Origin of the sequence: Paenibacillus sp. FSL H8-0260 (assembly GCF_045040625.1) — a bacterium.
In the GTDB taxonomy this organism is placed as follows: Bacteria; Bacillota; Bacilli; order Paenibacillales; family Paenibacillaceae; genus Paenibacillus_AQ; species Paenibacillus_AQ odorifer.
This window is the reverse complement of record NZ_CP150298.1, coordinates 1,581,287-1,595,118: the sequence shown is the minus strand read 5'-3', so window position 1 is coordinate 1,595,118 and position 13,832 is coordinate 1,581,287. Positions and strand designations below refer to the sequence as shown.

The following is a 13,832-nucleotide window of genomic DNA, read 5'->3' as shown; positions in this document are numbered from 1 at the left end:
AAGGAAGGCTATAGCCGCAGAAAAGGAGATTGCAATATTATGACCGCTATCCAAGCCGTTAACTGGAACCGTCCCGACGACGATTTCTCATTGATGTTCTGGAATCAGAACATTATGCAATTCTGGACGGACGATGAAATTCCATTATCCGATGATAAAATGTCCTGGCTCACGCTCAGTGAGCAAGAAAAGGACTCCTATATGAAGGTGCTGGGCGGCCTTACACTGCTGGATACGATTCAAGGCGGAGTCGGAATGCCACAGATTATGGAGCATGTCGAAGGCCTTCAACGCAAAGCCGTACTGGGCTTCATGGGTATGATGGAACAAATTCACGCCAAATCGTACAGCAGTATTTTCACCACTTTGTCCTCTACAGAGGAGATCGACAGTGTATTCCGCTGGGTAGAAGAGAACCCCTTCCTCCAGTTCAAAGCGGAGACCATCTCACAATATTACAAAAACATAGACTCACCAAAAGACCTGTACCTCGCCATGGCAGCCTCCGTGCTGCTCGAGAGCTACTTGTTCTACAGTGGTTTCTTCTATCCCCTATATCTGGCTGGGCAGGGCAAAATGACTTGCAGCGGTGAGATCATCGACCTTATTCTACGGGATGAGAGCATCCATGGGGTATATGTCGGTGTGCTGGCACAGGAGATCTTTGACGGGCTCCCAGAAGACGAGCAACGCGAACTTCACCATACGCTGGTAGAATTGCTTCGACTGCTGCATGAGAATGAAGAGCGTTATACCGAGCAGATCTATGCCCCTATCGGATTGGTGGACGAGGTTAAGACTTTCCTAAGATACAATGCCAATAAAGCGATGATGAATCTGGGCCATGATCCGCTATTCGACGAGGAAGAGATCAACCCGATTGTTCAGAACGGGATCAGCACCCACACCAAGCAGCATGACTTCTTCTCGAAGAAAGGCAACGGATATGTCCGGGCGCTTAATGTGGAGCCACTGAAGGATGAAGATTTTCAATTTTAAATATAGATAAAACAAAAAGTGCGGAGAAAGCTCTCCGCACTTTTTGCTAACTCTATTTATTAGATTATTGCAATTTTTTCAGTACTGTTCTAGCTTCTTCATAGGTATCGTAAGCATCAGCAAAATCTCTGCCAAAAATACGTTTCAATTGCATTTTCCAAATTGGGTTTTTAGTTACATAAGCCCATCCTGCTTGGCCAGCTGCTTTCGCCATCTCACCTGTTGGAGCCAACATTGCTGCAACTTCAGGGGAAAGTACACTTGCAGATTCAGTTACATCAGTTGTACCCGTAAATTTAGGACTAACAAGCTTCATGATATTCTCAAAATCTTTCAAGTATCCTGGAACATCCTCAGCAGAAAAATCGATAGATACTACATCGATGTGGTTTTCACTTTTGTTGTATTTAATTGTGTATGACATAATTGTATTCCTCCAAGTTTTAATAGTTATTTTTTAATAATAGAAAGTAATGTATGTAACTCCAACAGACAAAAAATTTCTGCCCAGGCTTTTCAGTAACTTCTACTTTTGGCAACTGGGTTTGGAACAAACTGCCTTGTTTAAATGATGCCATATCGTTACAATCAATAGTTAATGACATCTATTTCCTGTATCGTTTTATTGCAACATCCTCTCTAATATATTTTAACTCATACCTATTACCTATATTATTATCGACAAATTTCTTTTTTTATTTATATTAAAATACAAATTTCTACAAATTCCAACATATTCATGGTTATATTTGCCTTAATTTCATACACAATTGTGTAATTCCGTTATCGTTTAGAAACAACTAAAAAAGGCTCTGCGTGCGCCTTCCAACTCCAGTCCATTCATCCTACAGGATATTCGAACAGGAATACGCCGCAAAGCCTTCAATACTAGATGCATATATAAGTAAATTAATCCGTCTAATTACTTAGTTGCGGAGTAGCCCCCGTCAATCACATGTGCTGTACCTGTAATAAATGAAGCCTCATCACTTAGAAGGAAACATGCAAAAGCAGCTACTTCCTCAGGCGTACCATATCTGCCCAAAGCCGTTCCAGAAGCGATAAGAGATTGAAGCATCTCTACATCATCAGACAACAGCTTTTCGTATCTGTTCATGGTTGGTGTAGGAATAGGACCAGGGCAAATAGCATTTACTCTGATATTACGGTGACCCACTTCTTTAGCAACCGATTTAGTCATGCCCACAATGGCGTGTTTACTTGCTGAATAAGCTGCATCATTTGCCATCCCAATAAAAATACCATGCAAGGAGGAACAGTTTAGAACGGAAGCACCGGATTTCATATGTGGTAATGCATAATGCAACATGTAGAATTGGCCATTAAGATTTGTCTGAATCACCTTTTGAAACAATATCGGATCATATTCTGTAACATCCGCATTATCTCCTGTAATTGCTGAGTTATTATAAAGGCAATCAATCTTTCCATAAGCTGCTAAGGTTTGATCTACGATATTTTTGCAGTCTGCTTCAACTGAAACGTCTGACCGCACAAACAGCGCTTCTCCACCTAAAGCTTTGATTTCTTCGACTGTGTTAGCGCCAGCATCTGATCGATTGGCAACTACTACAGTACCACCCTCTCTTGCTACTCTCAATGCTGTAGCTTTTCCGATTCCGGTACCAGCACCCGTAATAATAACTACTTTGTTTTCAAATCTGTTGCTACTCATTATGCGCACCACTTTCTTATGTCTTTTTCAGGAAGAGGATTTGAACCTCATAGACCCTAATGTCACCTGATACAATGTGGATTGGAACATTTTTGCAGAAAAATCGACAAAATTATCCTCTATATGACAACTTTATTGTATTTAATTGTATATAGCAATCAATATTTTAATCTACTTTTCCAACAATTGAGAATTTGGTTTTGATCGTCATAAAAAATACACCCCTTAGAATTTCATCAGATAAACCAGAAGTTTTATCCAATGTTATTCTAAGAGGTGTAATAAACCTCTACCTAACTCCACGAACTGGGATGTCGATTCGAACTTGACCTCCACCCGTCAGGGGAGAATTGCTAATATGCAGACTACCCTGATGCTGCCTGACAATGGTGTCGGCAATGTAAAGTCCCAATCCATAGTGACTTTTGGAGGTACGGCTACTGTCCCCTTGATAAAACTGCTTAACTGCTGATTGGAGTCCCTCACTTGTAAATCCTGATCCACTGTCTGCTACCGTTATACTCCACCGATCTTGTTTTGCCTCAACCTGCAAATAAATCACACTCTCATACGGGGAATACTCTACCGCATTAGCGAGTACATTCATCACAGCCCGATGAAGTAGCTCATCGTCAATCAACACCTCAAGGGGCAGATTATTGTCCTGGTGGAATTCTATCTGAAGACGCTTAGGGACAACCAACGCATCTAACTGCGTACGAATTTGCTGGATAAAGGCTTCCGTTGCAACCCATTTAGAGCGGGGAGAAATTTGTTTTCTTGTATTAGAAATCTCAATGAGTGTTGCCATGTATTGTTCGATTTGATCTGCATTTTTGGAAATATACCCTATATATTCTTGCTGATTCTCTGCTAAATCTGAGTCTATCAGCAAATCTGCATTTCCTTGAATAATCGTAAGAGGAGTCTTAATGTCGTGGGCAAGGGCAGAAATCTGCTCTTTTTTCATTTGTTCCAGATTCCATTGCTGTTCTAGTGACTTTTTCAATTCCTCTCTCAGCTGTTCCAGGGATGATAGCACCTCATCAATTTCACTGACCCCAGAATACACGACAGTAAAATCCAAATTTTTAGCTTCAATGTGATGTGCAGCTTCCTGCAAGGAAGCCATTTTTTGACTCAGTCTTCGAGCGAAAAATCCAGAAATCAGAATAACTTCCAGTAACATCAGAACTACAAAAAACAGCAATAGCGTTAATTGCGGATTAGGCAGCGTGTTATGCAGAAAATTTGAGGTGAACTGCGGTACAATTGCATATTGCAGTACGATAACCTCATGCTCCCGCTCAATCACATCGCTGCAGTTTGTACCCATGAGATTGCAACTGCTTTGATTCTTCTGCAATATATCTAGAGCGCGTTCTTTAGGAATATTTCCTGAAATATAGTTCTTTTGCTGATCCAATACCGCATATTCCGCTCCCCAAGGGATCATTTCTTCCGTAATTTGTGGCGCACGCTGCAAAACATCCCAAGACTTTGCAATGGATTGCTCGGTATGGTTTGCTGGAACAATCATTCCATACTGCATTAAGAGAGTAAATACCCCTAAACACAGAAATGCCAATAATAGAGTACACGCACCTAATGATAATAAATATTGAATGAAGACTGTACGGAGCCGTATTCGTTTCACACCCATTTGTAACCTATCCCCCAAACGGTTTCAATCGGTGAAACCTCCCTCGCACTCAGCTTACTGCGGATATTTTTCACATGTTCTGTAATAGTTGAGCTATCGCTTTCTCTGTCATAGCCATAAACCGATTCATAAATTTGTTCTTTGGAAAAAACCTGACCTTTATTTCTAGCAAGAAATTCACATATCTGATATTCACTTTTAGTGAGATTTATTTTCTCTTTATCAACAAAAATCTCCTTTGCCGAGAGATTGAATTTCACTCCAGATGCGCTTAACATATGATTTTTCCCTCGATTTTCACGCCGCAAATGAGCGTTAACCCGAGCCTTTAACTCGCCTGCGCGAAAAGGCTTCACGATATAGTCATCTGCACCTACACTAAGTCCAAACATAATATCCGTTTCCATTGATTTAGCTGTAAGAAACAGAATCGGACAGTCTACGATATCCCTGATTTGAGTACAGAGCTCAAAACCATCCATATCTGGCATCATCACGTCCAACAGGATTAAATCAAATGTCGAGTACTCATTCAAAGGCATATGTCGTGCACTTGTTTTTATCGTAACCCTATGGTGATCTTTGCTAAGAATATTATTTACTAGCGCCAAAATATCAGGTTCATCATCTATTATTAAAATATTAGCCAGTGACCTCACTCCTATTCATTCATATGATTTCCTACCCTGAAAGTAATGAAACCATATCAAGCCTAACACTGCCATTACCATTGTACTAATAAGTATAGCAGGTACGGAATGAAGAAGTTGCAGCTTCAATACTTCCGTTTCAATGAGCCCGTTGGGTTGTGCATAAAATAAGGGAAGTTGAATCATCCGCATCGACCAGGCCCACGGTATGTATAACCACACTTTATCGCCTACAATTGTTCCACCTACGATAGCTGCAATTAGCGTACCTGCACTACCCACCGTTAGAGAAAGTCCCATGCCTCCAGCATAACTTAAGATGAGATGAAAGATCATTAAGATTAGAGCAGTGCCTACTACCCAACAAGCTCCTTGCCAGAATATTAGATATTGTATCCGCTCTATATGCAAAATTTTTTTCATGCCCAGTATTAGAATTGATGTTGAACCGAATACGATCCATATCATCGCCAAGATTATGAACCCTAGTTTTCTTATATAACACTTCGGACGTGAAAGAGCACTTAATAGATTATAGAATCCCCCTGCCCCCTCCTCTAAACCACTCATTAAAGCAGAGAATAATCCTATCCCAACAGGCAACCCAAAGGCTAGTAATGAAAAATAACCATCATAGATGTGAAGCTGATCCGCACGCTGTGAAAAATACCAAAGTACCATCATCGGATATAGAACAGGAACAAGGAATATCAACCAACGAATTGCAGTGTGCTTAGTCATCAACCATTCAGCTTGTAATAGTCGGAGTATCACCATCTCTATCGCACCTCTCTTCTACTAAACCAGCAGCTAGTTAAGGTGAGGGTTACCAAAAAGAATACAAGCGACACCACAATTCCAGTTAAAATAACCGAAGAGTCTCTTAGAGCATCCTGTGCTGAAAGAGCCACACCATTGGGACGCACACCAACAATGGGACACATTAACCTTAAAGCCCAACTCCACGGAACATAAATCCATGAAGGTTGATCCGCTGCTAGTACACTCACAATCATCCCAAACAGACCTGCAAGAATAGATACTACCGCCCCAAATTGTTCGGCTAAGAATAGATAGAGCGGAATCATCCCCAAAGAGGTCAACCAAACAACAATAGCGGCTGTTGTAATTTCAGATAAGGGTGCTGCACCCAAAGGAAACAAAAGACCAGATAGGTACATTACTGCAATAAGGAGCAGCGAAGACAGCAGCAAATAATATGACACTACAATTATTTTACTGAGCCAAAGTTTAGCGATACTAATTCCGTGACTGCTTAAGCTACGGTACCCTCCAGCCTTACGATCCTTGTTATTCGATAGTGTAGACAACAAAGCAGATCCTATGGTCATGAATAACAGCGGCCACCAATTAAATACCATTTCCATAAAATAGTGGTCTTCCGTTTGCAGGTTCTGTTGTGTGAAAAATGAAAATAGAAGAAAAAACAGTGGCACCGCAACAATCAATTTTCGCGAAAATGTTCGTTTGAATTTAAGATTTTCGGATAACAGATAGTGGATCATCTTGTTACCTCCTGTCTGTTCCGAGTCACGACTTCCATGAACAATTTCTCCAAATCATCACCAGGATATATTGCCTTCTGATACCCTAGAACACCATTACTAATGATCCCAATATGATCGGCAATTTGCTCCACCTCATGTAGAATATGACTCGATAAGATGACTGTAATCCCTTGTGCAGGAAATGAGCGTATAAGCTCACGTAATTCCTGAATCCCAATCGGATCAAGCCCATTTGTCGGTTCATCCAGAATCAAGAGTCTAGGTTGATTTAACAAGGCGATCGCAATCCCGAGACGTTGCTTCATGCCCATAGAGAATTGTCCCGCTCTTTTTTTACCTGTTGTTGTTAAATCAACAATTTCAAGAACTTCCCGAATCCGAGAATCCGGTAAGTTTAATATTGTCGTATGTACCTTCAAATTTTGGGCAGCAGTCAGATTCCCATAAAGTGGCGGGGACTCAATCAGCGCTCCAATGTGTAGTAAATCCTTACGTGTCCATGGATGACCGTCAAATAAAATTTGTCCTGACGTCGCTCGAAGAATCCCTGTTATCATTTTTAGAGTCGTCGATTTACCTGCGCCGTTTGGGCCTAACAGTCCATAAATCGAATTAGTTTTTACGGTTATGCTGATATCATTAACCGCACACTGCCCCCTAAAATTCTTACATAAATTATTAGTTTGTAAAATATATTCTCCCATCCTATATCATCCTCTCATTTGCTATACGTTGATCATATATAGCAAATCTAAGGACTTTATAAGGTTTTACTGAGCTCAAATTATACGGGATTATAACGAGCATAAAAAAAAGCTCGGTTCAAATTTAACGTTGAACCGAGCCTGTTGAATTTTTATCATCATGCTCTGCGAATTGTAAATTCAAAATCCATATCTAAGGATGGATTGATTTGATATTCATCAAGAACTGGAGCTCCCCAGCTGTCATCCCCGCCTACGCCCATTTGACGTCCAGCAATGGTAACAACGGTATAGTGAACGTTCGGCAGCTCATAATGATGTGTCGCATTCTCCAGCTCCATTGCCGAGTAAGGCGAGATATTGGCTTCAACAGGGGCTGTAGCTGGTGCCGATATTATAATGCCTTGACCATAATCGTTCTTAATGGATACTTCGCGCACACCTGTGCGGTTGCCCGATTCCTGCGGAACCAAATAGGACGACACATTATCCACCGCATGATTCTGGAAGCGACACAATCTTGCTCCACACGCACGGTCGATATAATTTTCTTCCGGCCCATTTGCATACCAATTCAGCTGGTGATAATCCGCTGGCACCTTAAAGCTTAAAGCGAAGAGTGGAAGCTTTGGTAAACCCGCTGCTCCATGGTAGCTTGATTTCACCTGTATGCTTCCATCGGAGAACACTGTGTAAGTTACACGTACACGTACCTCCTCTGATACACTAAGCTTATACACGTAAGTCACGGTCGCACGATCTTTCTCCTCCACGAGCTCGAAGCTTAACGTTCTACGGGTCAAGCTTGCTGCATACCAAGGGGAAGAGTCGAAATGCATTCCTGCCCCCTTATCATTGTCTGTCATTGCTCTCCAGAAGAGTGGTGCCGGCGGTGAAGAGATCATTTCCTGTCCTGAATATTTAACAGAAATTAATGTACCCGCCTGCTTTGAGAACATTACGGAGAAGTCACGACCATGTACACCAATATTCACATCTCCTTCAACCACGCGAAAATCATTCACGACAGATGTTATTTTAGCATCTGTTAAAGACTCCTCGGCTGACGTATTTGCCACTTGAAAAACATGCTGGCCAAAAGCGATTTCATAACCGCTATTCGCCCATAATGAATCTTCCTTCAGGACAAGTGAAACATCCAAGCTATACTCGCCAGACTGATTCGTGATATCGGGCAGATCAACTTCTACATATTTTTCCTCGCCTGGATTAACCTGAGCGAATACAGTTCCACGCTGGATGACCCTACCCTCATAGTTCAGAGCGTATTGTAATTCATAAGCATCCAAGCCCACAAATAAGTTTTCATTTCTGATTGTAAAACCCTGACTGTCCGGGAGCAGCTTGACGTTCTGATACAGAAATTTCACTTCCTGCATTTTTGGCGACCATCTCCGATCCGCATACACAATTCCGTTACCGGAGAAGTTGTAGTCGGTTGAACGGTCATCAAAGTCTCCTCCATAAGCCATGAAGGGCTTACCGTATCGATCATTTTTTATAATCACCTGATCCATATAATCCCAGATAAATCCACCCTGATACATTGGATACTTCTGTTCTAGCTCTGTGTATTTATGCAGTCCCCCGACGGAATTACCCATCGCATGCATGTATTCACAGCTAATATATGGCTTTAACGGATCTTCTGTTAAATATCTTTCAATATCTGCCGCTTTCGCATACATGCGGCTTTCCATATCGCTCGAATCATCATATTCACGGTTATGGAACACCCCTTCATAATGAACCAAACGAGTAGGATCCTTCTCTCGAAAATAATTGGCTACGTTCAAAATTACTTCTCCTGCAAAAGATTCGTTCCCACAGGACCAAATTAGAATGGAGGGATGGTTTTTGTCTCTCTCTACCATGGAAACCGCACGATCCATCACGATATCCTGCCATTCAGGCTTATTGCCGGGGATGTTCCAAGACGGCTCAACTGCCCCCATTTTCTGCCATGATCCATGCGACTCTAAATTCATCTCGTCAATGACATAGACTCCGTATTCATCACACAACTCATACCAGAGCGTCATATTCGGATAGTGCGAGGTCCGCACAGCGTTGATGTTCGCCTGCTTTAAGGTTTTTATGTCCCATAGCATATCTTCTTTTGTAATGCTGCGTCCAAAGCGCGGATTAAACTCATGTCGGTTGACGCCTTTAAATACAATACGTTTGCCGTTTAAGTGCATAATCTTATCTATCATTTCGAATTTCCGAAAACCAATTTTTTGCGGCACAACTTCTACAAGATCCCCGGATGCGTTGTAAACAGAGACGTAAAGGGTATACAGATTAGGAGCTTCTGCGCTCCACAGCTGCACCTTTGTTGCCGCAAGCGTAAGCGAAAGGGAATCTCCTGAAACTTCACTTTCCCCACTAGCTACAAGATTACCTGCTCTATCCTTTAGCTCAAGGAGCACTTTTGAGGCAGAATTACCTATCAATTGCATGACAGCCGTCAGCGTTCCTTGCTCAAACTTTTCATCCAAATCGGTTTGAACGTGGAGATCCCGCACATGAACATCCGGCACGGTGTATAGATACACCTCACGAAAGATTCCCGAAAAGCGCCAGAAGTCCTGATCCTCCAACCAACTCCCCGTGCTGCGCTGATAGACTTCGACCGCCAGCTTATTTTCACCTTCCGTCAAGTACGATGTTAAATCAAATTCACTCGGTGTAAAGCTATCTTCGCTATAGCCAACAAATTCCCCGTTTAGCCATATATAAAAAGCCGATTCAACTCCTTGAAAAGATATATACACCGGACGTTGCTCCCAGCCCGCAGGAACTTCAAAATATTTGACATAGCTGCCTACAGGATTGTGGTCCTCAGAGATCATTGGAGGTCTAAGATGCTCATGACCGTCCCATGGATACATCGTATTCACGTACTGAGGCTGCCCATAACCCTGAAGTTGGATATGACCGGGAACTTTAATATCCTTCCAGCCTCTGCAAGACACATTCTCCTTATAAAAATGAACCTGTCGTTCCATGGCATTTTGGGCATAACTAAATTTCCAGCTGCCGTTCAGGCTGTGGCGCCAGGGCATTTCTCCAAGCGCTTCGGCTTCATTTTTCGTTTGGTAATATCGATGGTCAGAATGCGCGTGCACTCTGCCTATTGCATAAATGGAAGGGTCTGATAACCATTCCAGACTTGGAGTGAGGTTTCGTTCAACCTGCTGCTTCATCTATATTTCCTCCTCTATTCATAACATGATCGCTAACTTATTTAACCGAACCCGTCATCCCAGCTACAAATTGCTTTTGCATCATGAAGAACACTAGTGCTGTCGGCAAGGTTGTAATGACAATCGCAGACATGATCAGACCATAGTCAGGGGCATAACCTGAGCCTAGATTCGAGATAAGAAGGGGCACAGTCATATTTTCTGGTGATTGCAATACGATCAAAGGCCACAGATAATTGTTCCAGCTGTTTAAAAATGTGATAATCGCTGCGGCAGCGTAAGTTGATTTCATCGTTGGCATATAAATGCGGAAGAACAAACCAAATTCCGAAAGACCATCGATGCGCCCAGCCTCCATCATATCCTTAGGAAACATTTTTGTACTTTGACGAAAGAAAAAAATTAGAAATGCTGTTGTAAATGTCGGAAGAATGACCGCCGATGCTGTATCGATGCCCAGAAAAGGCACTACACTAGATACTTTTGCGAACATTTGAAATAGAGGTACCATGATCGCCGCAAATGGAATCATCATTGAAGCAAGTAAAATATTGAATACGATATCTTTACTCCGGCTGCGGTACATTTCAAAACCATATCCAGCCGCCGATGCGACTAGCAGTGAAAGCACAGTAGTCACCACAGAGATTTTTGCAGAGTTCCAGAGAGCCTGCCACATATCCACTGAACTAAATAGATTGTTTATATTTTCCACTAGATGTGCACCCGGCAGCAATGTCCCTTTGGTTACATCAACCGACTGGTTCGTGGCGCTTATAACCATCCAGATAAATGGAAAGATAGAGATCAGCGCAGCGATGATTAGAAATACGTAAGTAAACATGCGTTTGGTTTTCATTATCTCTTATCCCCTCCTACTTTGTTCTGAATAAGCGTCAGAATGAGCACCATTACAACAATCGAATAGGAGACAGTTGCAGCATATCCAAAGTTAGGTGTGTATTCAAAGGAAAGGTTATAAATATATTGGGAAATCGACATGGTTGCATTGCCGGGTCCACCTTTCGTGATGTTAACCACCTCGTCAAACAACTGAAGGGTACCAATGGTCGATGTGATCGTCGTGAACAAGATAATCGGCTTCAATAGGGGAATTGTAATTTTGAAAAATTGTGTAAATGCACTCGCACCATCTATATGAGCAGCCTCATATATTGATTTGTCGACATTTTGCAGTGAGGACAAATAGAAAATCATATTGTAGCCAGTAAAGCGCCAAGTGATAGCGATAATGATAGTGACTTTGGCCCAGAAGGGGTCAGTAATCCATTGAATCGGTTCGCTGATTAGATGCAGATTCACCAGAAATTTATTGACGATACCTTCGGCTCCAAACATGTACTTGAAAACAACGGAGTAGGCTACAAGTGAAGTTACCGTTGGCAGAAATATGGCCGTTCTGAAAAACCCTTTAAATTTCAGTCTTTCGTCATTTAGCAGCACAGCGATAAAGAGCGCCAGCACCAGCATAACTGGGACCTGAATAATCAAGTAAATAAAAGTGTTTTTGACGGCTGTAAGGAAAGTGGTGTCGCTAAACAGCCGAATATAGTTATCAAGGCCGGTAAAATGAAGATTGTTGCCTCTACCTGTCTTGAAGGATAGAATTAAGGCTTGAATCATTGGATAGAAATAGAAAATACTGATCATAATTACCGGCACAATAACGAATAACCAACCTGTCAGATGGATCTGCCGTTGACCCTTAGAGCTTTTATGTCTTTGAGAGCTTAGCCCTGGCTTTACATTTTCCACTCCACTTCACACCCTTCTGTCTGATTTATTAGAGATGAAAGCCCCTGCTACCCATCCTTCTGTAGAAATCCAATTTACAGGAGAAGTAGAAGCAAGGGCTTAGATTGTACAGCCTAAGTGTGATTAGCGAACTTGGGTATCTGCTTGCTTCTGGGCATCTTTCAGAACAGTATCTACATCTTTTCCACCAAGATAAGATTGCACTGCTACAACCATAATGTCCTCTATTGCGTAAGTGTTCATGCCGTAGTTGACGTTAGGAATTTGCTCGGTCCATGCCGCAAAATCTGATACAACCTTTTGACCTTTGAAAAATTCATCCGCTGCTGAATAAGCTTCTCCGCTTGCCGCAGCTTTTAAAGTGCCGATAACACCAACTTTTGTATTCAACGTCTGATACAAATCAGCATCAGAAGCAAATGTTTTTGCAAGGAACTCCGCAGCGGCTTCTTTACCATCTACATTCATTACATACCAGGAGCTGCCCCCAAGGTTAGATGCATGGACGGAGCCTGCTGTTGCTGCCAGCTTAGGAAGTGGAGCTACTGCCCACTTACCGGATTGGGAAGCTTCGGCTTTAATTGAAGGGGTAATCCAGTTACCCGTCGGCACGGTTGCCACTTCACCACTATTAAATGCGCCTACAAATTGGCTCCAGTCTGAGTTAACTTTCACGATGCCGGAATCCATCATTTCTTTGTACAATACAAGTGCCTCTTTCAAAGCAGCGTTGTCTGCAATGGTCGGAGTCTGACCGTCTTCACCTGTATACCATGCACCCGCCGATTGAATCATGACCCGGATAAGTCCAAGATCATTGGGATCCAGTGTGATCATGCTTTTGCCGGTTTTTTCTTTTACAGCTTTACCGATCTCGATATATTGCTTCCAGTCGATATCCTGTAGTGCATCCAGGCTGTAGCCTGCTTGCTCAAGATAGTCTGTCCGTACATACATTCCAGTCACACCAGAATCAAACGGAACACCGTATTGCTTGCCGTCAACACTGGTCGGGCCAATCTTATAATCCGCAAAATCAGCGGCTTTTACAACATCAGTCAATTCATAAAAGGAATCCGGATACGCTTGTAAAAAGCTTTGCGCACGGTAATCCTCGATCAATACAATGTTAGGAAGACCCTTCGTAGATCCAGAGTTCAGCCCTGTGTTCAGCTTTTGCACGATATCAGCCTGCGCGTTCTCTACGACGTTTACCGTTATGTCTGGATTGACTTTCGCATAAGCTTCTTTGGCAACATTCATGGCTGCAATGTTAAACGCTGGGTCCCAAGCCCAAACTGTGATTTCTTGTGGCTTACTGCTACCTTCGCTTCCGGAGTTGCCCGTTTCGTTTTTCGTTCCACCTGAGGAACATGCCGAAAGTAGAACCACACTAGCCAGCATCACGGATAATAATTTTTTCACTTCGTAACCCCCTTGTTAATCTGTAAAATAATAAAGATGGAAGCGTTTTCTCTGCTACAATTCCATATTATCATTTTGTATTCGCTTTCTTTGGCAGTATCTTTGTTAGCTTTGGTGTTATTATTGGATTCTATTTTCCCTCTGAGATCGACGCTGGTAC

The 13,832-nt window shown here is 42.3% G+C and carries 12 protein-coding genes; 1 reads left to right on the top strand and 11 read right to left on the bottom strand.

Annotated elements, in window-relative coordinates; translation table 11 throughout:
• The first annotated feature begins 39 nt into the window (after positions 1-39).
• Positions 40-999, top strand: coding sequence for a class 1b ribonucleoside-diphosphate reductase subunit beta (gene nrdF / locus MHI51_RS06980; RefSeq protein WP_076099522.1), 960 nt, complete (start codon positions 40-42; stop codon positions 997-999).
• Between the two features lie 64 nt (positions 1,000-1,063).
• Here nrdF and MHI51_RS06975 read toward each other — a convergent pair whose 3' ends face one another.
• The 11 genes from MHI51_RS06975 to MHI51_RS06925 all read right to left on the bottom strand — a co-directional run bounded on the left by MHI51_RS06975 (position 1,064) and on the right by MHI51_RS06925 (position 13,672).
• On the bottom strand, positions 1,064-1,423 hold the full coding sequence (locus tag MHI51_RS06975) for a hypothetical protein (RefSeq protein WP_036675871.1): 360 nt from the start codon (positions 1,421-1,423) through the stop codon (positions 1,064-1,066).
• Positions 1,424-1,921: 498 nt separating this feature from the next.
• On the bottom strand, positions 1,922-2,695 hold the full coding sequence (locus tag MHI51_RS06970; RefSeq protein WP_036675873.1) for an SDR family NAD(P)-dependent oxidoreductase: 774 nt from the start codon (positions 2,693-2,695) through the stop codon (positions 1,922-1,924).
• A gap of 289 nt (positions 2,696-2,984) precedes the next feature.
• Positions 2,985-4,247, bottom strand: coding sequence for an ATP-binding protein (locus MHI51_RS06965; RefSeq protein ID WP_405173713.1), 1,263 nt, complete (start codon positions 4,245-4,247; stop codon positions 2,985-2,987).
• Between the two features lie 101 nt (positions 4,248-4,348).
• Positions 4,349-5,008, bottom strand: coding sequence for a response regulator transcription factor (locus MHI51_RS06960; RefSeq protein ID WP_076219014.1), 660 nt, complete (start codon positions 5,006-5,008; stop codon positions 4,349-4,351).
• 15 nt (positions 5,009-5,023) lie between these two features.
• Positions 5,024-5,785 carry a lantibiotic immunity ABC transporter MutG family permease subunit gene (locus MHI51_RS06955; RefSeq protein ID WP_076219009.1) on the bottom strand — a complete coding sequence of 254 codons (762 nt, stop codon included), beginning with the start codon at positions 5,783-5,785 and terminating at the stop codon, positions 5,024-5,026.
• A 2-nt stretch (positions 5,786-5,787) separates the two neighbouring features.
• Complete coding sequence (locus tag MHI51_RS06950) at positions 5,788-6,534, bottom strand: lantibiotic immunity ABC transporter MutE/EpiE family permease subunit (protein WP_076219010.1); 747 nt, start codon at positions 6,532-6,534, stop codon at positions 5,788-5,790.
• Entirely contained in the window at positions 6,531-7,241 is a 711-nt protein-coding gene (locus MHI51_RS06945; protein ID WP_405173712.1) for a lantibiotic protection ABC transporter ATP-binding protein, read from the bottom strand. The genes MHI51_RS06950 and MHI51_RS06945 overlap by 4 nt, the downstream gene beginning before the upstream one ends.
• A gap of 158 nt (positions 7,242-7,399) precedes the next feature.
• Positions 7,400-10,471: a glycoside hydrolase family 2 TIM barrel-domain containing protein gene (locus MHI51_RS06940; RefSeq protein WP_405173711.1), complete on the bottom strand. Its 3,072-nt coding sequence runs from the start codon at positions 10,469-10,471 to the stop codon at positions 7,400-7,402.
• A gap of 37 nt (positions 10,472-10,508) precedes the next feature.
• Positions 10,509-11,330, bottom strand: a complete 822-nt coding sequence (locus tag MHI51_RS06935; protein ID WP_036675882.1) for a carbohydrate ABC transporter permease — start codon at positions 11,328-11,330, stop codon at positions 10,509-10,511.
• A complete protein-coding gene (locus MHI51_RS06930) occupies positions 11,330-12,142 on the bottom strand; it encodes a carbohydrate ABC transporter permease (protein ID WP_232061505.1) in 813 nt (270 codons plus the stop codon). Before MHI51_RS06930 ends, MHI51_RS06935 begins: the two co-directional genes overlap by 1 nt.
• Positions 12,143-12,370: 228 nt before the next feature.
• The gene (locus tag MHI51_RS06925; protein ID WP_076125404.1) at positions 12,371-13,672 is read right to left on the bottom strand and encodes an ABC transporter substrate-binding protein; all 1,302 of its coding nucleotides are present in this window, start codon (positions 13,670-13,672) and stop codon (positions 12,371-12,373) included.
• Between the last annotated feature and the right edge of the window lie 160 nt (positions 13,673-13,832).